Origin of the sequence: Streptomyces sp. NPDC096311 (assembly GCF_044763085.1) — a bacterium.
Taxonomy (GTDB): Bacteria; Actinomycetota; Actinomycetes; order Streptomycetales; family Streptomycetaceae; genus Streptomyces.
In genome coordinates, this window is sequence record NZ_JBIWFN010000023.1 from 87,619 (window position 1) to 109,031 (window position 21,413).

At 67.6% G+C, this 21,413-nt stretch carries 17 protein-coding genes and 1 pseudogene; 5 read left to right on the forward strand and 13 right to left on the reverse strand.

All coding sequences use genetic code 11. The features are described from left to right. Window positions 1-23 precede the first annotated feature (23 nt). The 3 genes from ACIRA5_RS42630 to ACIRA5_RS42640 form a co-directional block, all read right to left on the reverse strand. Window positions 24-731: an amidase family protein gene (locus ACIRA5_RS42630; RefSeq protein ID WP_403700656.1), complete on the reverse strand. Its 708-nt coding sequence runs from the start codon at window positions 729-731 to the stop codon at window positions 24-26. 522 nt (window positions 732-1,253) lie between these two features. Further along, window positions 1,254-2,069: an SDR family NAD(P)-dependent oxidoreductase gene (locus ACIRA5_RS42635; RefSeq protein WP_403700659.1), complete on the reverse strand. Its 816-nt coding sequence runs from the start codon at window positions 2,067-2,069 to the stop codon at window positions 1,254-1,256. A gap of 386 nt (window positions 2,070-2,455) precedes the next feature. Beyond that, window positions 2,456-2,983 carry a MarR family winged helix-turn-helix transcriptional regulator gene (locus tag ACIRA5_RS42640; protein ID WP_403700662.1) on the reverse strand — a complete coding sequence of 176 codons (528 nt, stop codon included), beginning with the start codon at window positions 2,981-2,983 and terminating at the stop codon, window positions 2,456-2,458. 120 nt (window positions 2,984-3,103) lie between these two features. Here ACIRA5_RS42640 and ACIRA5_RS42645 point away from each other — a divergent pair, with 120 nt between their 5' ends. Further along, the gene (locus tag ACIRA5_RS42645) at window positions 3,104-3,472 is read left to right on the forward strand and encodes a DoxX family protein (RefSeq protein WP_403700664.1); all 369 of its coding nucleotides are present in this window, start codon (window positions 3,104-3,106) and stop codon (window positions 3,470-3,472) included. A gap of 130 nt (window positions 3,473-3,602) precedes the next feature. Here the strand turns inward: ACIRA5_RS42645 and ACIRA5_RS42650 are convergent, their stop codons facing one another. Together ACIRA5_RS42650 and ACIRA5_RS42655 are read right to left on the reverse strand one after the other, a co-directional pair. Next, window positions 3,603-4,544 (reverse strand): SDR family NAD(P)-dependent oxidoreductase, encoded by a 942-nt coding sequence (locus ACIRA5_RS42650; RefSeq protein ID WP_403700667.1) that lies wholly within the window; start codon window positions 4,542-4,544, stop codon window positions 3,603-3,605. Window positions 4,545-4,660: 116 nt separating this feature from the next. Beyond that, entirely contained in the window at window positions 4,661-5,083 is a 423-nt protein-coding gene (locus ACIRA5_RS42655; RefSeq protein WP_403700670.1) for a DUF6069 family protein, read from the reverse strand. 243 nt (window positions 5,084-5,326) lie between these two features. Between ACIRA5_RS42655 and ACIRA5_RS42660 the strand changes: the two genes are divergently transcribed. After that, on the forward strand, window positions 5,327-5,845 hold the full coding sequence (locus ACIRA5_RS42660; RefSeq protein WP_403700673.1) for a MarR family winged helix-turn-helix transcriptional regulator: 519 nt from the start codon (window positions 5,327-5,329) through the stop codon (window positions 5,843-5,845). Window positions 5,846-5,882: 37 nt separating this feature from the next. Here ACIRA5_RS42660 and ACIRA5_RS42665 read toward each other — a convergent pair whose 3' ends face one another. The 3 genes from ACIRA5_RS42665 to ACIRA5_RS42675 all read right to left on the reverse strand — a co-directional run bounded on the left by ACIRA5_RS42665 (window position 5,883) and on the right by ACIRA5_RS42675 (window position 8,670). Beyond that, the gene (locus ACIRA5_RS42665) at window positions 5,883-6,062 is read right to left on the reverse strand and encodes a response regulator transcription factor (protein WP_403700676.1); all 180 of its coding nucleotides are present in this window, start codon (window positions 6,060-6,062) and stop codon (window positions 5,883-5,885) included. 432 nt (window positions 6,063-6,494) lie between these two features. Next, window positions 6,495-7,379, reverse strand: a complete 885-nt coding sequence (locus ACIRA5_RS42670; RefSeq protein ID WP_403700679.1) for a catechol 1,2-dioxygenase — start codon at window positions 7,377-7,379, stop codon at window positions 6,495-6,497. 82 nt (window positions 7,380-7,461) lie between these two features. Next, window positions 7,462-8,670: a cytochrome P450 gene (locus ACIRA5_RS42675; RefSeq protein WP_403700682.1), complete on the reverse strand. Its 1,209-nt coding sequence runs from the start codon at window positions 8,668-8,670 to the stop codon at window positions 7,462-7,464. 637 nt (window positions 8,671-9,307) lie between these two features. On the opposite strand from ACIRA5_RS42675, the gene ACIRA5_RS42680 reads away from it, so the two are divergent. Continuing rightward, window positions 9,308-9,943: a TetR/AcrR family transcriptional regulator gene (locus ACIRA5_RS42680; RefSeq protein ID WP_403700685.1), complete on the forward strand. Its 636-nt coding sequence runs from the start codon at window positions 9,308-9,310 to the stop codon at window positions 9,941-9,943. 49 nt (window positions 9,944-9,992) lie between these two features. Further along, window positions 9,993-10,262: pseudogene (locus ACIRA5_RS42685) on the forward strand (transposase); the annotation flags it as partial. A gap of 476 nt (window positions 10,263-10,738) precedes the next feature. Here the strand turns inward: ACIRA5_RS42685 and ACIRA5_RS42690 are convergent. From ACIRA5_RS42690 to ACIRA5_RS42710, 5 genes are all read right to left on the reverse strand, one after another. Continuing rightward, window positions 10,739-13,534: a family 78 glycoside hydrolase catalytic domain gene (locus ACIRA5_RS42690; RefSeq protein WP_403700688.1), complete on the reverse strand. Its 2,796-nt coding sequence runs from the start codon at window positions 13,532-13,534 to the stop codon at window positions 10,739-10,741. Window positions 13,535-13,598: 64 nt separating this feature from the next. Then, window positions 13,599-16,637, reverse strand: coding sequence for a family 78 glycoside hydrolase catalytic domain (locus ACIRA5_RS42695; protein WP_403700891.1), 3,039 nt, complete (start codon window positions 16,635-16,637; stop codon window positions 13,599-13,601). Between the two features lie 154 nt (window positions 16,638-16,791). After that, window positions 16,792-18,060 (reverse strand): ABC transporter substrate-binding protein, encoded by a 1,269-nt coding sequence (locus tag ACIRA5_RS42700; protein ID WP_403700691.1) that lies wholly within the window; start codon window positions 18,058-18,060, stop codon window positions 16,792-16,794. 32 nt (window positions 18,061-18,092) lie between these two features. Continuing rightward, entirely contained in the window at window positions 18,093-18,914 is an 822-nt protein-coding gene (locus ACIRA5_RS42705; protein WP_403700694.1) for a carbohydrate ABC transporter permease, read from the reverse strand. Next, window positions 18,911-19,858 (reverse strand): carbohydrate ABC transporter permease, encoded by a 948-nt coding sequence (locus tag ACIRA5_RS42710; protein ID WP_403700697.1) that lies wholly within the window; start codon window positions 19,856-19,858, stop codon window positions 18,911-18,913. Before ACIRA5_RS42710 ends, ACIRA5_RS42705 begins: the two co-directional genes overlap by 4 nt. 325 nt (window positions 19,859-20,183) lie before the next feature. Here ACIRA5_RS42710 and ACIRA5_RS42715 point away from each other — a divergent pair, with 325 nt between their 5' ends. After that, window positions 20,184-21,221 (forward strand): LacI family DNA-binding transcriptional regulator, encoded by a 1,038-nt coding sequence (locus ACIRA5_RS42715; RefSeq protein ID WP_403700700.1) that lies wholly within the window; start codon window positions 20,184-20,186, stop codon window positions 21,219-21,221. Window positions 21,222-21,413: the final 192 nt, after the last annotated feature.

A 21,413-nucleotide genomic window follows, 5' to 3' on the forward strand; every position in this document is an offset into this window, starting at 1 on the left:
AGCTCAGGCGGTGGCTGGAGCGGTCAGGTCCAAGATCGGAACAGCGGGGTCCGCTCCTCGATCGCCTGGGCCGCGTCCAGGAGGAGGTCCTCCTCGAAGCGGCCGCCGATGAGCTGCACGCCGATGGGCAGGCCGTCGGTCAGTGTGGTGGGCACGCTGACGGCGGGGAACCCGAGTATGGGGACCGATGTCATCGCCCACTGTGCGGCCAGGATTTCCGCGGTCCGCTCGGGGGCGACGAGGTCGGCGTCCTGTTCGAAGGGAAGCTCGGCTGAGACGGGGGTGAGTAGCATCCGGTTGGAGCCGAGGAGTTCCTGGAGGCGACGGATCAGCAGACCGCGGCGGGCCCAACCGTTGATGTAGGTGGGCAGTGACGGCTGCTCGCCCCATATCGTCGCTGCAGCGGCGAAGTAGTGCTTCGACACGGTTCGGATGGCGTCATCGCCCAATTCTTCGACGATCGGCAGGATGGTGCGGAAGTCTTCCAGCACCAGCAGTGTCCACAACCGGTGCGCCTCGGCCAGCAGCGGCATGTCACCGGGGGCTTCGTCCACTTCGTATCCGGCGTCGGCAAGTCGTGCGGCTGCCTCACTGAGGGCCTGGTCGACGGCCGGGTGGTTCTTGACGGTGCCGGCGGAGCGAACGATGGTGATGCGGACCGGCGCGTTGCTGGTGGGTCGTGCAGGAATACTCGGAACGCCGGGCGGACACCTCAGATCAGGAGTTGTCATGGCGTGCAGTGCCAGTCGGGCGTCAGGTCTTCGTGCAGGGCGAGGCCGGCTTCGTGAAGGAGCTGCGCGGACTGCTGCGCAAGGAGCGGAACGTGGCAACGTGGCGCGGGAGGACCCGTCCATCTCCGGTTACTGGCGTGCGGGCCAGGACGAGCGATGCCAACGCCGCAGGCGACAAGCTCACGAGGATCCATCGACAACACCGACGCCCGTGCGCGCGATACCCACGTATCGACCTGCCGACCACTGTTCGGAAGAGATGATTCCACTCCCGACCCGACGGCCGTGTCTGACAGGGACTTCGCCCTCACGGCGCCGTCCTGGCGCACGGACCGGCTCGAAACCGCTCCTACCGAGTTCGCGATGTCAGAGGCGTCTCCCCGTACACGGCGAACGCGGCCACTGGTCCAAGACCAGCGGCCGCGTCGACACCGATCATGTGTACGCGGGCACCGCGTCCCATGGCCGGACACCTGTGCCACTCCTCGCGTCCGAGACGAACGGAGCCCGTCGCCTCGGACGTCAGGCGCCCGTGATCTCCCGCGACCTGTCCATGACGTCGCGCGTGGTCAGTTCGTCCAGGACGATCGGCGTCTGCTTGTCGAAGTTGCCGACCTTTCCCCAGTACGTCGGCAGCAGCCAGTCATCGCGCAGGCTCGCCTCGACGACGTTGTGGGCGGACTTCTCGACGGAGTCGAAGATGAACGGCCCCACGACCTTGCTGCCAACCTTCATGAACCAGGGGGTCTCTCGCATGATGTCCGTCTTGACGGCGCCCGCATTCACCACTCCGGCAACGAAGTTCGGTTCCGTACGGGTGAGGTGTGCGGCGTAGTGGTGGTTGCCGAGCTGGATCGCCTCTCGCATCTTCCCGAAGCTGAACGGCTTGAACTCGGGGAACGGCGTGTAGTCGGCCTCACCGGGCGGCACGGCCGCGGTCATCATGACGACGCGAGGACGCTCAGCGCCGCGCAGTGTCGGCAGCAGCAACTGCGTGAGGTGGTACCGGCTCAGGTAGTTGACCGTGAAGAAGGGATGCAGTCCGTCCGACGTGCGCATCTCCTTCATCATCAGCACGCCCGTCGTGTGCACGATCGCGTCGAACCGGTCGTGTTCCGCCAGGACCCGATTCGCCGCGTCCCTGACACCGTCGTGAGTGGAAACGTCGACGGAGAGGAAGGACGCCCGGTCCTTCCCGCTCCCCATGGACGCGAGCGCCGCTTCCCCCTTGGCCCGGTTACGGCCGAGGAGAACGACACGGTGACCACGTGCGACGAACTCCTGCGCCGCTCGCAGACCGACGCCGCTGTTGCCGCCACTGACGAGGATGGTTTTCATGAAGCTCCTTCAGGAACGGCGACACGATCATGTGCGTGCGTCGCCGTCGAATTGATGTGCGCGATCGGGTCGATCAGTGGCTGATGACGTGTTCCACCCGGTCACGCTCGATACGGATGTCCCGGAACGTCTTCGCGACGTCATCCGGGGCGCGGCACGCCCTCGGGCGCCCGCCCGCCGATCATCACGTTGATGTCGACGGTGGCGGCACACACTCCTTGGCCAACGACGGTGTCGTGGCGGTTACGGGCCCAGTCGTGCCGCCCGACCTGGGCGATGTTGAGGTTGTCGGCCGTAGAGGACCTCGCCGATCCGCACTCTGCGCTTCTCGACCGTGTCCTCCTGCGGGAGAACCATGACGAGATCGGAGGTCGTGTGCGGCACAGTCACTTCCGGGCGGCAGGAAAGGTGCCGTCGGGGAGTGTCCAGTCGGAGGGGCAGGGGGCGTTCAGAGCGCGCAGGATGCACTGGGCCGCCGCGTCCAACTGGCGCTGCTGTCCCCGGGTCAACGGGTCGAAGACCAGGCGGCGGACCTCTTCGATGTGAGCGGGGGTGGCGGCGGACACCTGCTCCTGCCCTTGCTCGGTGAGGGTGGCGAGGGTGTAGCGACCGTCGGTCGCATCAGTGCTGCGCCGTACCCACTCACGCTTCTCCAATCTGCTTACCACGTTGGACAGCCGGGAGAGCGTGCTGCCCGTGTACTGGGCGACCTCGCTCATTCGCAGCGTCCGCTGAGGCGCCATCGACAGTGCGGACATCACCACGAACTCGAAGTGCCTGATGCCCGCATCCCGGTGCATCCGCGTTTCCAGCGCTGCCGGGAGCAGAGTGAGCACATAGGCGAATGCCTGCCAGCACTGCTGCTCGTCCGCATCCAGCCAGCGCGGCTCCTGAAGGTCCCGGGGATCGTCCATACCCGCCACTGTAACTTCAAGAATGAAGTCAAACAAGTCTGGGATCACTTAAATCATGAAGTGAACCGGTGATAATGTTCACTCCAACCTTGAAGTATCCAGCGAAAGCGACGACGTCCGATGAACGTGTTCTTGTGGATCCTCGCGAGCCTGCTCGCCGCCCTCTTTCTGCTGACTGGCGTGATGAAGCTCAGCCGCACCGGTGAACAGCTGGCCGAGTCCGGAATGAAGTGGGCCCCAGAGTTCCCCCCTGCCCTGGTCAAGGCCATCGGCGCACTCGAGGTCCTCGCCGCCCTGGGGCTCATCCTCCCGGCAGCCTTCGATATCGCGGAGACACTGGTGCCACTCGCCGCGGTCGGCCTCGTGCTGTTGATGGTCGGTGCGGCCGTCACGCATGGACGGCGCAAGGAGAACCCGATGATGAACGTGGTCCTGCTGGTTCTGGCCGCCGTGCTGGCCTGGGGGCGCTTCGGCCCCTACTCCTTCTGAGCCCGCCCGCCCTCCCGAGCCCATCGGGCGGATCGCCGGGACCGGCGACCCGCCCGATGAGGAACGCAAGCACCGTGGTGCTCCGAGACGGTCTCCCCGAGCCGGGCTGTCGGGCTTGTCGACTCGGCAGCTATCGCCCACCCACGGCCTGGACCGAGATCTCCCACAGACGAGAGGCGTTGTCGGGGTCCAGCGCATAGTCGGCGACACCTCCATGGGGGTTGTCAGGACGCAGCGGCTCGGCCTCGTTGCAGTCCTCGAAGTAGCGGCCGCCGACTCCCTCGACCAGCGGAGAGGCCGCCACGAGGACCGAGGTGGCCGCCCCCTGTTCCGGCGTCTTCCACGGCAGCTCCGGGGCGCCGCTCTCCTCGTACTGAGCGAGCAGGGCGGGATCGACATGACGCATCAGGTTGGTGCGAACCACGCCGGGCATCACCGCGTTGACAGTGATGCCGTCTGGGGCCCACCGACGGGCGGCCTCAACCGCGAACAGTGCGTTGGCCGTCTTGGACTGCCCGTACGCGGACTGCGGGTCGTACGGCCGCTGTTCGAAGTGGATGTCGTCGAAAACAACCGGGGAGAGTCGATGCTGCGAGGAGCTGACGGAGACGACCCTGGCGTCACCTGCCGCGGCGAGCGCAGAGCGCAGCCCGGTGGCCAACGCGAAGTGACCGTAGTGGTTCGTGGCGAAGTGCAGCTCCCAACCCTCCGCGGTGCGGGTCAACGGAGGGCCCATCACTCCGGCGTTGTTGATCAGGACGTGCAACGGCCCCGTCCAGCCTGCGACGAACGCGGCGACCGACGCCTGGTCCGCAAGGTCCAACGAGGCGACGTGGACCTCCTTGTTGCCGGTGGAGGCGACGATGTCCTGTGCAGCACTCTCACCCGCGGCGGGGTCGCGAACCGCCAGGGTCACCTCGGCGCCCGCACCGGCCAGCGCTCGGGCGGTTTCGAGCCCGATGCCGGACGTCGCGCCCGTGACGACGATCCGGCGACCAGGTAGGCCGGTGCCGGCCACCACCTCGGCAGCGGTGGACTGAGCCGTTAAGGGTGTGGTGATCCTCGTCTTCATTGTCGCGTTCCTTTCTGTGCGATTCGACGCCGGGCCGCCCGGCGCGGCTCCGGCCGGTCGGCATCGACCACGACGGAAGCCGGCTTGACGTCAGTAATGAGTCCGAGCCCTACGCATTACCGGGTGGTGAGGGGCATGACCCTGCGGAAGACGGGCACGGCGATGGTCGCGACAGCGACGTGCATGACCAGCAGGGCGATCACGCCTGCCGCTCCACCGTCACCGAACAGGAAGAAGTCGGGCACGAAGGACACCACGATCACGGCCGGCACGAGCTTGTGGAGAAGCTCGGCAGGGCGCTTCGACGCCCTGCGCACCACGGCCCAGCCGACGGCGCCCAGAATCACCCCCACGGCGGTCAGGAATATGTACGAGCCGGGGTCGAGGGGTCCAAAGTCATCAGGCTTGTCCGCAACCGCTCGGGCGATCACAGCGACAACGGCATTGACCGCACTGGCCGCAACGATCACCGCAAGGACGCCACCCACGACGGTCAACGGATTGCGTCTGGCATCAGATGTCTGAGCAAAGGAAGACATTCGAGCTCGTCAGCTCCTGTTCGAGGGGATTCATGTGGCGCTACGGGGCGGCAATCAGCTCGACCACGTACGGCCCGCAACGTGGGACAACGGGGGCAAGCTCGCCCGCAGCAGGAAGAGAGCTGCGCACAGCACCCGCCACCACACATCTGATTACTTCAAGCTTGTAGCGACAGTAGCACTGCTTCACTTCACACGACAAGTGATCGATCGTGCGGATCACTTCATCGGTACACTTGCCGCATGACTGACCTGGGGGAACCGAACTGGCTCGACAGCGAGGAACAGTGGAACTGGTTCCAGTTCGCCTACGCGCTGATCCGCGTGCCGGCCGCTCTCGAAGCGCAGATGCAACGCGACGCGGGCATCAGCCACTTCGAGTACCTCGCGCTGTCCGCGCTCTCCATGGCGACAGATCGCACACTCCGGATGAGCGACCTGGCAGAACTCACCGCCAGCACGCTGTCCCGGCTGTCCAACGCCGTCGGCAGGCTGGAGAAGCGCGGCTGGGTGCATCGTGCCCCCGATCCCACCGACGGCCGCTACACCCTCGCGAGTCTGACCGAGGACGGCTGGGCCAAGGTTTCCGAAAGCGCTCCGGGTCATGTCGCAGAGGTCCGTCGCATCGTTTTCGATCCGCTGACCAAAGCGCAGCAACGCCAGATGGGTGTCATCGCGCACCGCATGCTGCGCACCATCGATCCGGACTATGCTTCCGTCGAGGACCGCGCCCGCCGCGCGCTGGGTGCGCCCGAGGAATAGGCGCCCGTCAACACACCTGTTCTTTTGCGGCACTGTCTCACCCACCGTTGGCACGGACCACGCCTGCCTCGTACGCGAAGACGACGGCCTGCGCCCGATAGCGGAGATCCAGCGTGTCCAGGATGCGGGTCACGTGCTTCTTCACTGTCGCTTCAGCCATGTCCAGGAGCGTGGCGATCTCCGTGTTGGACAGGCCCCGAGCGACTTCGGTCAGCACTTCGCGCTCGCGTGCCGTCAGCCGCGACAGACGAGGGTCGGCCCTGCCCGCCGGACCGGGCAACTGATGGGCGAGGGCGTCCAGGAGGCGTGGGGGGGGGGGGGGGGGGGGCCCCCCCCCCCCCCCCCCCCCCCCCCCCCCACGCAGCGGATCGCGGCCAACAGCTCCTCCGGGAGCCCGTTCTTCAACAGGAAACCCGACGCTCCCGCCTTGAGCCCGGCGAAGGCGTACTCGTCCAGGTCGAAGGTGGTCAGTATCAGGACGCGAGCCTGCGGGAACCCGCCCACGATGGTGGCGGTCGCCTCGATGCCATCCAATACGGCGCGTCGATCGGCAGCTCCGGGGTCTTGCGGGTCGTCATGGGCGTCGGCCTCAACCTCGCGGTGCGACGCCTCGCGTCCAAGCCCCCGCTTCTGTCGCGGCGCCTCCCGCCTAGGCTGCTGCGGGAGCGGTCGCCGCAGCAGTCACCGGGCGCAGGACATGGTCATAGGTGATGGCGCGGTAGGGCACACCGAGCCCGCGGGCCTGGTAGTCGGCGGGGTCGTCATGCAACTCGCTCGTCTTGATCGCCGACGCCGGCATCGGGCCTTCGATGGTGGCGTTGACCAGTGGGTCACCGTCGAAGTAGAGCTGGGTGATGAGTTCGTGATGGCCCTCGGCCGAGATGATGTAGTGGATGTGCAGGGGGCGCACACCGGCCAGCCCCAGGTTGTCCGCCAGTTCGGTCACCGGGTTGCCTTCACCGAGGCCGAGCGGTTCGATACCCGGGGCGACGGTACGGAACTCGTAGCGCCCTTCGCTGTCCGTGATGACCCTGCCGCGCAGATTGAACTTGGGGATGTCGGAGGAGTCGTTGGGAATGTTCAGCGGCAGGAAGCTCTCCGTCGACAATCCCGAATAGACACAGTTGGCGTCCGGCTGCCAGAGGTCCAGGATCGCCCCCGCCAAAGGCTCCCCTGTGGTGGACCGCACCATGCCCGACACGACGATGGGCTCGCCCGGCTCGTCCGGCCGCATGGGCAGCACACAGGGGCTCTCCAGCAACGGGGCGCCGGGAACATGGGCCGGCCCCTTCATCTCCCATTCGCTGGCTCCGTCCTTCTCCGGATGGGCGTAGGTGGCACCCTCGGTGCCCTCCAGCACGGGCTTGATGAACAAGGTGAGCCCCGCGGTCATCAACTCCCCTGCATCGGCGGCCTTCTGGACCCAGCCGATCGACTCCATGAGTTCCATGGGGGTCACCTCGTGCTTGATGATCACGTCGTTGACCGCCTTGCGAAGATCATTGACGACGATCTGGAGGCGCTTCTGATGCATCTCGTCCATAGTGCTTTTGCCTTTCTCTCGAAGGGTCGAACAATCAATCAATCGCCGTGGCGAGGTGGGGCGTGGTGTTCCCTCACCACGTGACCGGCAGTTCGTGGACGCCGTACGCGGCCATCTCGTGCCGGAAACTCACTTCCTCCAGCGGAACGGCCAGGGCCAGGTCGGGCAGTCTGCGGAGCAGCGTGGGCAGAGCCACCTGGAGTTCGGTCCGCGCCAAGTGCTGCCCCAGGCATGGGTGGACACCGTGCCCGAAGGCGAGGTGTCGACGGGTGTCACGGTCGACGTCGAGGAGGTCGGCATCCTTCAGGAAGGACTTGTCCCGGTTGGCTGCGGGCAGGTTGATCGTCAGAATGTCGCCGGCCCGTACCCGTTGCCCGCCGATCGTCAGGTCCTCGGTGGCTACCCGCGAGATCATGTCCTGGGCGATCGACAGGTAACGCAGCAACTCCTCGACGGCCTTGGCGACCACCTTGGGATCGTCGGTGTCCCGGATCCGAGCGGCCTGGCCGGGGTTGTCCAACAAGGCGGCCGCGGACAGCGCGATCATGTTCGCCGTCGTCTCGTGCCCGGCAAACAGGATGGTGTGGCCGTTGAGGGCCGCCTCATCGCGGGTGAGATTCCCCGTGCCGACGTCCTCGATCATCATGCGGCTGAGCAGGTCGTCACCAGGTTCCCGTTCCTTGCGGTCCAGAAGCTCGCGCAGATAGCCGGTCAGCGCTCCCTGCGCCCTCTGCTTTTCCTCGATGGAGGACTGGGTCAAATTCAGCGTGCGGGCGTGTTGCTGGAAAGACTCGTGGTCCTCGTACGGGACGCCGAGCAGCAGTGAAATCACCAGGGACGGCACCGGCAGCGCGAACTCCTGCACCAGGTCGGCCGGCTGCCCCTTGTCGATCATCCGGTCCAGGAAATCGTCCACGATCTCCTGGATCTGAGGGCGCATCGCTTCCACCCGCTTCACCGTGAAGTCCCGGGTGAGCATGCGGCGACGGCGGCCGTGCTCGGGGACGTCCATCCGCGGAAACGCCGGAGGCTGGTTCTTCGCGTGCGGGATGAGGTAGTCGAATCGCTTGGAGTCCGCGCTGATGCGCGGGTCGGTCAAGACTGACGTGACATCCTCGTACCGACTCACGACCCATGCCGTGTTGCCGTTGCCCAGCCTGACCCGCCGGAGCCCTTCGGACTCACGCCAGTCGGTGTACTCGGTGGGGGGATCAAAGGGGCATGGCCGGGAACGCACACCGGGGTAGCCGGGCAGACCCGTTCCGTCAGTGGTGATGCTCATGATGCTCCAGTGGGGGTGTGGAGGTTCTGCATCGCTCGGATCGCGCAGAGGCTGCGACCGCGTCCGTCACCGCCCCTGTCCAGGAGGCGGGAGCCGCACGGAGTGTCCGCCGGCTCCGGAGGAACTCGGGCGGCCTGCCCATCGCAAGCGCACCGCCCCGACGGCGTCCGGGGCGGCGGGTGCCCGGAAGTCGTCCCGGTGACGGATCACCGTCCAGACCTTCTACAGCCAGGCACCCATGTGCACCCGAACTCCACGCTGGTGGTGGAGAGCGCCCAGCAAGGAGGCCCTTCCGCTACCGAGCAGCGAACGAGGATCCGGTTCACGACGTCGTCATCCGGGCGTCGACCGACACGAACACGGCCGGATCTCGCACCGCACCGGCTACTGCATCGTCCTGGCCATGCGTCAGTTTCATGGGCGCCTCCCTGTCGGACTGCGCCGAGACCGACGTGGAGGAATCCGACATCGGCAGCGATGGCCGATGCAGGCGTCACCAACTGGGTCGCTCCGGCGCGACGGGCGTTCACATCCTCCCACAACCAGGAGTCGACTTCCACTTATACTGGAAGTCGACTCCCATTTAATGCGGCGAGCGGCTGCACCAGGGGGACTGGCGCATTGCTAGGCTTCCGCCATGTCCACGGGAGTTCCTGGGGCCGCCAGGCCACTCCGCGCCGACGCCGTCCGCAACGCCGAGAAGCTCGTCCGAGCCGCGCGGGAGGCCTTCACCGAAGAGGGACCTGACGCCCTGCTCGAGGACATCGCCCGCCGCGCCGGCGTGGGTCTTTCCACGCTGTACCGGCACTTCCCCGACAAGACGGCCCTGATCCGGGCTGTCCTCAGCCAGCACTACGCAGAAAACCTGGCTCCGGTCGTCGAACAGGCCCTGGGTGACGAGAACCCCAGGCGCGGCCTGGCCTCGGCGGTGGAGGCCGCGGTGTCCTCGGCGGCCCACGAGTACAACCTGATCGCCGCCGCCAAAGTCTCCAGCGCCGTGACCGTGGAGATGAGCGCACGGTACTTCGATGCGCTGGCACCCCTGATCGAACGCGGCCAGCAAGCCGGTCTCATTCGGGACGACGTGGTCCTGGACGACATACGGCGCATGCTGGTGATGCTTGTCGGAATGCTGTGGACCGTCGACTCGAAAGGGGAGGACTGGCGGCGCTACGTCGTTCTCATGCTTGACGCTCTCTCACCCGAAGGCGCCAGTCCCCTTCCGCCCGCGACTCCCATGGCATTCGACGCGTTCCACGAGCCACGAGTCTGAGACTCCGGACTTTTTCTCCAGACGGTCGGCCGCACGCGCAGGCCCGCCGCGGCCGAGCACCCAACTCCTTGCACCTCACGCCGACAATGCCGACGTGCTCACGCACTGGACCACCCAGGTCCGCGGCGCCGACCTGCCCCACCTGCACGTCTTCACCCGGGGTCTGGAACGAGACCACGACGCCCTAGATGCCGCGCTCACTCTTCCGTACAGCAACGGCCCCACCGAGGGCGTCAACACCAAGACCAAACGGATCGCACGCCAGATGCACGGCCGAGCAGGCTTCACACTGCTCCGCCACCGCATCCCCCTCGGATAGCGGCACCCTCCATCACCACCGAATGCGAGACAGGGCCTTGACAGACCCGCGCAGTTACAACACTCGTTTGACTGTCCCGCGTTCGTGGCTACTGGCCTGGGTCTGGGACCTGGGATGCGGCGTCGAGAGCCCTGGCGGGGCACAGAAATTCCTGCGCAACCCTCTTGTGGCATCGGATCCTGGCGCGGGACAGGCCAGGGTTGGCGGGATACACCACCAGGCCGTGAGCGCGTGGATAGTCTCCGTACGTGATGGACGGTTGAAGGTCGAGTTCGGTCCTGGTGAGAAGGCTGTCACTGAGGCGGAGTCGGTATTCCATCCGTGAGTCGGCTCTTCTGGCAGACGCCTTAGGGGCTTGTGCTCGCTCGACGTCACCGGACTGCAGGTCGCCCCGCCGGACATGCTGACGCCAGGCCAGTAGGCCTGGCGCCAGCAAAATAGGTGAGGCTCTTCCCGAGCCCCTGCGGGGAGCGAGGTCAGACCACGGTGAAGGTGTAGCTACCCGCGAAGACGCGGTACGTCACCGTGGACGCGGTCCGCTCCTGGAGGAACGGTCGCGTGGAGCCGTTGGCAGTGAGGTGGTCCTGCGTGGTCGCGGGCACCCGCACGACTGCCGTGCTGCCGACCGGGACGCTGACCTTCAGGATGAAGCGGCCCTTGCCGTCCTTCTGCCAGGCGCTGGTCACCACCCCGTGCGGAGTGCGGTAGCTGCCGGAGGCGTGGGTGAGGTCACCGACGACGGCGGGGGCGATCTCCAGCTCCCGGTAACCGACCGATCCGGCCGCCTGGTTGATGCCGGCGAGCCCGTTGACGAGCCAGGCGTCCACTTGACCGAGGAAGTGGTGGTTCTGCGAGCCGGAGCCGTCCAGGGACTCGGAGAGGGTGGTGTGACCGCTGGTGACGAGGGAGCCGTAACCGGGTGAGGTGCGGTTCACGACCATGTCGTAGATGACTTCGTCGCGTCCTCCCGCGTGCAGGGACCGGAAAAGCGGGCCGAGCCCCACCGAACCGCTGGTGATGTGGTCGCCCGCCTTACGGACCGAGGCGACCAGCCGGTCGAGGACCTGCTGCTGGTCGGCGACGGGCACCAGGCCCGCGTCCAGCGCCATCGCGTTCGAGGTCTCGCTGTCGCTGCCGTAGTAGACGCCCTCGGCGTCCTCGTGACGGAACCTGGTGGTGAACTCGCCGGCCAGGCCTGAGGCGAGCGCGTCGTACTTCGACTCGTCCGACTCCTTGCCCAGCACTCCCGCGATCTGCGCCATGTCGTGCGCGGCCGTGAAGTAACCCGCGAGGATCGCCAGTTGCATGGGCGTGGTGTTGTCGCCGGCCGACCAGTCGCCCAGGCCCGGGATGTCACCCTTGTTCGCGGCCTTGTTGGCGGCTTCGTAGGCGAGCCACTTGACCATGTTGTCGTAGTACAGCGACATGGTCCGGGTGTCCCCGTAGGTCTTGTAGAGCTGCCAGGGGATGCGGATGACGGCACTGCCCCAGTTGACCTCGTCGAGGAACTCGATCGTCCCCTGCGGATACTGGAGCTTGACGGGGGCGACCCGGTGGAACTCCGGCGCGATGTTCGCGATCAACCCCGGTGACTCGTCGCCGGGTTGGCGCTGTGCGGTGGCCATGTTGCGCACCAGCTGCGGCTCGTAGGAGGACAGGTCGTAGTCGGTGAGCAGGGCGTCGATGTTGTGCAGGTTGTCGCCCGTGTAGGGGCCCTTCTCCCGGTCCGGGCAGTCGGTGAGGACCGACATCATGTTGCTCTGCATCGAACGCAAGGTGATGGCGTGGATCTCGTTGACCAGTTGGCTCGACGAGGTGAAGTCGCCGGCCCGCGGGTTGGAGGCGTGCATCACTTGCATGGTGATGGTGTCGGCCTTCGGCGCGGTGGGCAGTCCGTCGACCTTCAGATAGCGGAAGCCGCTGTAGGTGAAGCGCGGGTGCCAGGTCTCCGTGCCGTGACCGGAGAAGGTGTAGCGGTAGGCGATCTGGTTCGTGGCCGTCGCCCCGGTGGAGGAGATGTCCATGGTCCCGTCCGCGTTGAGCTTCTCCGCCGGGATCATGGAGACGGTGTTCCCGGCGGGTCCGGACACCTTCACGCTGGGCCAGCCGGAGCGGTTGGCGCCGAAGTCGAGGATGTACGACCCCGTGCCGTCCGGGGTGATGGACACCGGCTCGATGGTCCGGGCGACCGTGACCGGGGGCCGTGGGTCGGCCCGCAACGGTGTGGTGTCCCGTGGGGTGGTGGAGGAGGAGAGCTTGACCAGGGACGCGTTCTGCCAGTCAGGTCCGTCCAGACGGGCCGCGGAGGTGGGAGCGGTCGCGGACCGGCGGGCGTCGTACTCCTCGCCGCTCCACCACGAGGAGTAGGTGGTCGGGCCGAGGGCGGTGCGCCAGGAGGTGTCCGTCCCGAAGGTCTCGCGCCGGCCGTCCGTGTAGGTGATCTCCAGCTGGGCGATCGCCTTCGGCTCGCCGTAGACCGTGTACGTCTCCAGGCCGCCGCCGAAGAAGTAGTGCCCGGGCGTCTTGACCCGCTGGTAGGCGCCGCTGCCCGTCGCGATGCCCAAGGTGTTGGTGCCGTCGCGCAGTTGGCGGGTGAGGTCGTAGGTGCGGTAGTCGACCTCGGCGGAGTACGTCGTCTGGCCGGGCTCCAGCACGTTCGTGCTGACGGGTCTGCCGTTGAGCGTGGTGGCGTACATGCCCAGACCGGTCATGTAGAGCCGGGCCTTCGCCACCTTGCCGCGTACCGCGAACGCCTTGCCGAAGACGGGCAGCGGCGAGACCGTGCCGTCGGGGCGGGTGTAGTCGTAGGAGGAGTTCTCGATCCAACGGGCGGACCAGTCCGAGGCGTTGAGCAGGCCCATCTCGAAGGTGGCCGGGGAACTCCACTTCGACACGCGGCCGGCTCTGTCCCATACCCGCACCTGCCAGGCGACCGGCTCCCGGGCCGTGAGTGTGCCGGTGAAGGGGATGTTGTCGGATGCAGCCGACACGACCTTGCCGGTCCGCCAGGCGTCTGCTCGGCCTGTGCGCAGCGCGTCCGCCGAATGGGCCGCCCTGATCTCGTAGGCGGTCTGCTCGGCTCCGGCCGGCCGCCAGGAGAGAAGGGGTGCACGGTCGTCGATGCCGATCGGGTCGACCTTGTTCTCCGTCTTCAGGTCGACGGCGTACGGACGGGTGGTTCCGGACGTCCGCGGCGCGGCCTGGGCCACGCCGGAGACGGTGAGCGCCAGTGCGGCCGCGACCGCGAGCGCAGTGGTGTGGGTGCCTCTCACAGGGGCTTCCCTTCAAGTGCTGTGAATCGTTTCATTCGAGGAGATGGAAAAGCGCCGCGCGGGGTCAGCGCAGGTGGCACTTCAGGCGGTAGGAGCCGGAGGGCAGCAGGTAGGAGGCGACGCCGTCCGCGTGCCCGAGGAACCGCACGCCGTCCACGCGGGCCAGCGGGGTGCACCCCTCGCGGACGGAGTCGGCGGAGTTCGCCGGGAGGCGCAGGGTGGCCTCGCTGTTCGCGGGCACGACCGCCTCGTACGTCAGCGAGGCACCGCCGTCCGTCACCCGCCACTCGCTCCTGATCTCGCCGTACGGCGACTCGTGCGCGCCGGCCACGTGGGTGATCTTCCCGGTGGGGTCGATGTGCGGTTGCAGGACGAAGTGCTTGAAGCCGGGGCTGTCGGGGTCGCGGGCGATGCCGGCCATGTAGGCGTACATCCACTCCATGACCGCGCCGTAGGCGTAGTGGTTGAAGGAGTTCATGCTGACGGGGCCGAACCCGGCGTCCTTGGAGTAGGAGTTCCAGCGCTCCCAGACCGTGGTGGCGCCGCCTCGCACCGAGAACAGCCAGGACGGCAGGGCGTCCTGGTGCAGCAGCTTGTACGCCAGGTCCGCGCGGCCCTCGTCGCTGAGGACGGGGGCGAGGACGTTGACGCCGAGGAAGCCCACGGAGAGCGTGTTCTCGGCGTACCTGACCCGGCTGCTGCTGGGGTGGGCCGCCTTGTAGGCCGCGTCGTTGCCGATGTTGTCCGCCAAGTGGCCGACGAGGGCCCGGCGTTGGGCATCGGTGTCGTAGAAGCCGAGTTTCAGCACCCACAGCAGGGCGGTCTGGCTGTTGTCCTCGGTCTTCTGATGGGGGTCGGAGCCGGGTTCGATCGGGGAGGCGTCGCCGAGGCTGGACCTGACGGTGACCGTGCCGCCCTCGGTGCTGAGGTACTTCGCGATGAACGCCCTCTTGATGTCACTGAAGAGCTGCTCGTAGGCGGCGGCCTCCGTCGGGCGGCCGACGGCTCGGGCCATCTGGCCCATGAGCCGGGCGACATAGCCGTAGTAGACGTCGCTCATGAGCTGGGCGCTGGTCTTCTGCGGGGCGAGCCAGTCGCCGGTGAGGGACCCCTGGCCGGCGTAGGTGTCGCCGGTCTGGCGGCGGATCCAGTCGAGGTAGCGGGTCATGGCGGGCCAGCTGCCCTCGACGACGGCCGGGTCGCCGGTCATCTGCCACAGCGTCCACGGGAGGATGACCCCGCAGTCCGCCCAACCGCTGCCGCCGCCGGGGAAGTTGTAGCGGCCGCTCGGGGCGACCCCGGTGAACTGTGCCTTGTCCTCACCGTAGATGGCCTGGGAGTCGATGACGGTGTTCTGGAAGTGGCCGAGGAAGGGGCCGGCGTCCGCGTTGTACAGGCCGGTGGTGGAGAAGACCTGGGTGTCGCCGGTCCAGCCGAGGCGCTCGTCGCGCTGTGGGCAGTCGGTGGGCACCCAGAGGTAGTTGCCGCGCTGGCCCCAACGGATGTTGCCGATCAGCTGGTTGGTGTCGGGGTCGTTGGTGGTGACGGTGCCGATCTCGTGGGTCGCGGAGGTGGCGACCCTGCCGGTCAGGCCGATGATCGTGACCGCCTCGGTCGCGGTGACGGACGCGTAGCGGAAACCGTAGAAGGTGAGGGAGTCCTGGTGGGTCTCCCCGTGGCGGTCGCCCTTGAGGATGTAGGTGCTGGTGGCCTTGGCGCTGCGCAGGTTGGCCCGGTAGAGGGAGCCCTCGGGGCCGTCGGCGCCGGCGCTGCTGTCGTTGAGCATCTCGCCGAACTGGAAGGTGACCTGGGCACCGGCGGGGCCGCGCAGGCTGTAGCGGGGCACGCCGACCATGTTCTGGCCCAGGTCGAAGATCGCGGTGTCGCCGGCACCGATGGTGACGTGGGCGACGGCAGCCCGGTGCGGGTCGGTCACGGTCCGGCCGGGATCGACGACGACACGGCCCCTGCCGTCGCCGGTCACTCCCGTGTACACGGTGATCGACTGCGGTCGGCGGTCCCAGCGGCTCATCAGCCGGGCCGTCTCGGCCGGGTAGGCGAGGAGTTGGGCGTCCGGGTACCTGGTCTCGTAGGGGACGCGTTCGGTGTCCGACCAGGCGGAGTCGTCGAAGCCGGACGAGGCCCAGCCGGGCAGTTCCCTGCGGGCGTCGTAGGTCTGTCCGTCGTAGATGTCGTCGGCCCGGTAGGGGCCGGCGTCGGTGGCCTTCCAGGAGCCGTCCGCCCGGGTGACGACCGACTGGGTCGTTCCGTCGGTGTGGCGGATCAGCAGCCTGGCCTTCAGGGCGAGTTCGTTGCCGTCCTGGGAGTAGTACGTACTGCCGTCGGAGATACGGCCGTTGTACCAGCCGTTGCCGAGGACGGCGGCCAGGGTGACGGCCGGTTCCCGGGCCACGAGGTGCGTGACGTCGTAGGTGAGGTAGTTGGCTCGCGCGTCGTAGTTCGTCCAGCCGGGGGCGAGCAGTTCGAGGGTGGCGGCGCCGTCCTGCGGGACGGTCACCCGGTGGCCGCTGACGTGTACGTCGTAGACCCCGAGGGCGGAGACGTAAAGCCGCGCCTCGCGGACCCGGCCCCGCAGCGGAGCCTCGGTGCGCAGCATGGGTGCGCCGGGCGAGTCGGGTGTCTTGCCCTGCATGCCGATCCACTGCGCGTCGTCCCAACCGGTGACGCCGTCGGTGCTCATCAGGCCCGTCTCGAACCAGGCCACGGGTCCGCTGCCGAGCCGGCGGCCCTCGGTGTCCCAGACGGTGACGGTCCAGTAGTAGCGGGTCGAGGCGGTGAGGGGCCTGCCCCCGTAGCGGACGGCCACCGACTCGTCGGACGCGACGCGGCCACTGCTCCAGACGTCCGCGCGGCCACCGGTCAGCTTCCCCGGCGATCCGGCCACGAGGATCTCGTACGCTCCCTGGTTCCGCCCGCGTCCGGCGGCCCGCATGCGCCAGCCGAAGCGGGGGTGGGCGGCGTCCACGCCGAGCGGGTCGGTGCGGTGCTCCACCGTCAGTCCGTACACAGCGCCGTCCTCCACGGGGCGATTCGGTGCGGCCTGGGCCGTCGTGCCGCCGGTCAGGCCCGCCACTACCGGCACCGCGCCCGCAGTCGCCGCGAGCACGCTCCGGCGGCGGGGTCCTGTCGTGCGCTGTCTGCCGTCGTCTTCGTTTCCTGTCCTGTCCGGCGGCACGCCGCCCGTGTTCCGCTCGTCATGGCTCACTCCGTAGTCCTTTCGGTCGCCGGCGCCGCTCTCAGGAGCCGGCCTTGTAGTCGGTGTCCATCTCCTTGAGGAGCTTCGAGGGCGTGGACTGCCCGCTGAAGATCTCCTGGAGGCCGCTGAGCATGGTCTGCTGCACCTTGGCGTTGGGCCAGCGCTGGTCCATGAACGGCACGGTGCGGTTCGCCTGGATGAACTTCGACAGTTCGGTGAGAGCGGAGTCGACCTTGAAACCCGTGTCCGGGAGGGAGGGCAGACCGCCCTGCTTCTTGACGAACAGGTTCATGCCCTGCGGCGACATCACGAAGTTCATGAACTTCAGGGCCAGTTGGGGGTTCTTCGCCTTGGCGTTGACGCCGTAGCCGGCGCCCGCCGCGGCCGGGATGAGGGTCTGGGAGGGGTCCTCGGTCGCCGGGACCGGCTTGAGGGTGAACGTGCCCTGCGGGTTCTTCTGCTCGAGCAGGGCGATGACCCAGTTGCCCTGGATGATGCCGAGGGTCTTTCCGGTGGCGGCGAGTTGCTGGCTGGCCTCGTAGTTGGTGCCGAGCGGGTTCTTCTGGAAGCAGCCGGTCTTCTCCATCGTCAGGTACTTGTCCAGGGCCGTGGTCCACGGCGACGTGGCGAAAGTGGCCTGTCCGGCCTGCATCTTCTGGTCGAAGTCGCGGTCCGGCCCGTAGACGGTGGTGGCCACCAGGGCGTACAGGACGAGTTGGGTCACCCAGTTGTCCTGGTTGCCCAGCGCGAAGGCGGGGGTGCCCTTGGCCTTCGCGGCTCGGCAGAAGGCCAGCAGCTTGGTCCAGGTGTCGGGTGGCGTGAGGCCGGCCTTTGCCATGGCCTGCTGGTTGTAGACGGCGCCTATGCCGTTCTGGCCGAAGATCGCGTCGTACGTCTTGCCCTTGTACTGGGCGACCGTCTTGATCGCTTGGGGCATCTTGGCGGCCCAGGGCTGGTCGGAAAGGTCACGCAGATAGCCCGGCTTGGCCAGGACGTAGGTGGCTCCGGGGTTGCCGTTGCCCGGCCAGACCGACATCACGTCGGGTGCGGTGCCCGAGGAGAGCTGGGTGCGGATCTGCTGCTGGTACTGGTCGGCGCCGCTGGTGGTGTAGCGGACCTTGACGCCCGGGTTGGCCTTCTCGAACGCCTTGACGACGTCCTCGACCGAGCCCTGGTCCACCGAGGCCAGCGTCAGCGTCTTGGAACCGCCGCCACCGGAGCCCCCCGCGTTCGTGCCGCCGCTACAGGCGGCCAGCAGAGCGGCGGCCGCCGTCGTGGCCACCACAGCCGTGAGTGTGCGTGTCTGCATGGTGTCTCCCTTGCGGAGCAGAAGGCGGGATGTCATCCCCGAAGCCCTCCGGCAAAGCCGTTGATGATGCTGCGTTGCAGGACGAAGTAGACGAGCAGGACGGGCAGGATGCTGATCACCAGGGCGGCGAAGATGAGGTTCCAGTCGGTGACGTACTGGCCGACGAAACCGGCGATCGCGACCGGCATGGTCTGCTGGGCGCTGCCGCTGAGGTACAGCAGTGGGGTGAAGAAGTCGTTCCAGATCGCGACCACGTTGAGCACGAGTGCCGTGACGGTGATCGGTTTGAGCATGGGCAGGACCACGTACCGGAAGCCCTGCAGCGGGGTGCAGCCGTCGATGAGCGCCGCGTCCTCGAAGTCGCGGGGCAGGGCGCGCAGGAAGCCGACGTAGAGGAAGACGGTGAACGGCACCTGCAGGCCGGAGTAGAAGAGGACCAGGGCCCAGGGGGTGCCGAGCAGGCCGAGGTCGCGCATGGTCTGGTAGAGCGGCAGTGAAGCGAGCTGGAAGGGCAGCACCAGCCCGAGAAGGACGAGGAGGTAGGTCCCCCGTGACCAACTCGCCGTGACGCGGGCCAGCGGATAGGCGGCAAGGGAGGAGACGGCGAGGACGATGACGACGCTGCATGCCGTCACCAGCACGCTGTTGGCCAGTGCCCCGCCGAGCGAGCCCTGTTGCCAGGCGTGGGAAAAGTTCTCCAAGGTCGGCGAACCGGTCGGGCGCAGGGGCGAGGAGGTGTCCGACGCCGGCCGAACGGCCAGGTTGACCAGGACGTACACCGGGAAGCCGACCATCAGGGCAACGGCGATCATCGCCAGCTCCAGCGCGAGCGTGCGGCGACGGTAGCGGTTCATGACGCGGCCCTCTCGCTGCGGGAGAGCACCGCGTACTGGCTTGTGGAGGCAACCGCCACGATGATCGTCAGGACCACCGCCAGGGCGATGCTGTAGCCGAACTCGCCGAGGGTGAAGGCATCTTTGTAGATGAGGGTCGAGAGGGTGTCGGTCGCGTGCCCGGGTCCGCCGCCGGTCAACGCGTAGACCTGGTCGAAGAGTTTGATCCCGCCGATGATCGACAGCATCAGGTTGATGGTGAAGGCCGGGGCCAGCAGCGGGCGGGTCACCGACCAGAAGCGCCGTAGGGGACCGGCGCCGTCGAGGGCCGCTGCCTCGTGGATCTCCTGGGGTACCGACTGCAGGCCGGCCAGGAAGATGACCATCGAGTAGCCCGCGAACTGCCACACGATCACTCCGACCACCGCCCAGAGGGCCACGTTCGGGCTGCCCAGCCAGTCCTGCCGCCAGCCGTCCAGCCCGACCGCGCCCAACAGGCTGTTCACCGCGCCCTCGGGACCGAGCAGATTCCGCCACAGGTACGCGGTCACGATCGGGGTGATCACAGCCGGGGCGAACAGCAGCACCCTCAGCAGATTGCGGGACTTGATGGCCGAATTGACTCCGAGCGCCAGCAGCAGGCCTACCGCGTTCTGCACGACCGTGATCGACACGGCGATCAACAGCGTGTGCCAGATGGCCTGGACCGCGTCCGCGTCATGGAACATGTCGGCGAAGTTGCCCAGGCCCACCAGGGAGTAGTGGGGATCGAGCCCGTCCCAGTCGGTGAACGCGTAGTACACGCCGCGGGCGCTCGGCACCAGGACGACGAAGGCGAACAGCGACAGGGCGGGCAACGCGAACCACCAGGGCGGTGCCGTGCGCGCACGCCGGACACGGGCGACCGAAACGGGACTGGGCGGCCGGTGGTGGTCCGAGAGCCGGCCATGGGGAGCGAGGGTCACAGGCGAACCTTCCTTGAAACGTTTCAGCGCGAGTGCCGACTCAAGGGGGGCAGCCCGACGCAAGGGACTCTCGCATCGTGCCGACTCGGTGTCCGGGGGTGTGTGGCCCGGGCCGCGGTCAGCGGACCCAGGTCTGGATGGGGAACGTTTCTCAAAGCGTGCTGCCAGACCCTAGATAGGCTCCCGGGTGACGTCAAGATGCCGCGCACACTGCGTGCTTGTTACGGCGAGCGGGCCGCGGGCAGACCCGTCGACACCTACTACGACCAGGACTTCGTCCGTACACTTTCCGGGAACGTTTCCCGGGTTGCCGGAAAGGAACCGGATGGAGCCGCCTGCATCGCGCCGCCGCATCACCATCGTCGACGTCGCACGACACGCCCAGGTGTCCACGACCGCCGTGTCCAAGGTGCTCAACAACGCCTACGGGGCCAGCCCCGAGATGCGCGCCAAGGTGCGCCGCGCGATCGACGAACTCGGCTACCGACCCCTCGCCGCCGCCAGGGGGCTGCGCGGCCGGACGTACACCATCGGGGTGATGCTGCCCGACATCCGCAACCCCTTCTTCCCCGAGATCCTCGACGGCGTCACCGGCCGCCTCGAGGACACCGACTACCAGGTCTTTCTGGGGCCGGGCTGCAACGGGGAGAAGGAGGAGGCACGCGTCACCGATGCGATGATCGACCGGCGTATGGACGGCCTGATCCTTGTCGCGCCCGTGTCACCGCGCTCCCGGCTGGAGCGCATCGCCTCCCTCGTACCCACCGTGGTCGTCGGTCGCCATGGACACTCCCGGTCCTACGACACCGTCACGGACGATGACGTGGCCGGAGCCTCCTTGGTCGTCAGCCATCTCGCCGACCTCGGGCACCGCAGGATCGCTCACATCGAGCACCACGAGACCGATCCCACGCGCATCGCGGAGATGCCCAACGCCCAGCGTGCCGAGGGATATCGACGTGCCATGCGGTCCCGTGGCCTCGGCGAGGAGATCGACGTCGTCTCCACCAGTTACACCCAGGAGGGCGGATTCCAAGGTGCCCGAGAACTGCTGGCGCGCTCTCGCCGGCCCACCGCCGTCTTCGCCGGGGCGGACATCGTCGCCATGGGTGTCCTGGAGGCTTTCGGCGACGCGGGCATCTCCGTGCCGAGCGACATCTCCGTGGCCGGCTACGACAACACCACCTTCGCCGCGTTCGGTCCCATCTCACTGACCAGTGTCGACCAGGCCGGCGGCGCGATCGGCGACAACGCCGCCCGCCTCCTGCTCGAGCGGATCGCCGACCGCGACAAACCCACGGTCCAGGTCAAGCTGTCGCCCGCGCTGGTGCCGCGCCGATCCACCGCCGCCCTCCCTGAGTAGCCGACGGCGGCCGCGACTGGCGGTGCGCGTTCGATTGCATCGAGAGCCCGGAGAGGGTGCCGCTGCTGACGTCCGGCAGAGTCAGGTAGCGCACCGTCCTGCCGGCCTGGACGCACGTTCCCCGACTTCGCCCCCTGCCCCTGGGGCCGCCGTGTCTGGGTCCGCACCCTGCTCCAGACGATCATGCTCGCG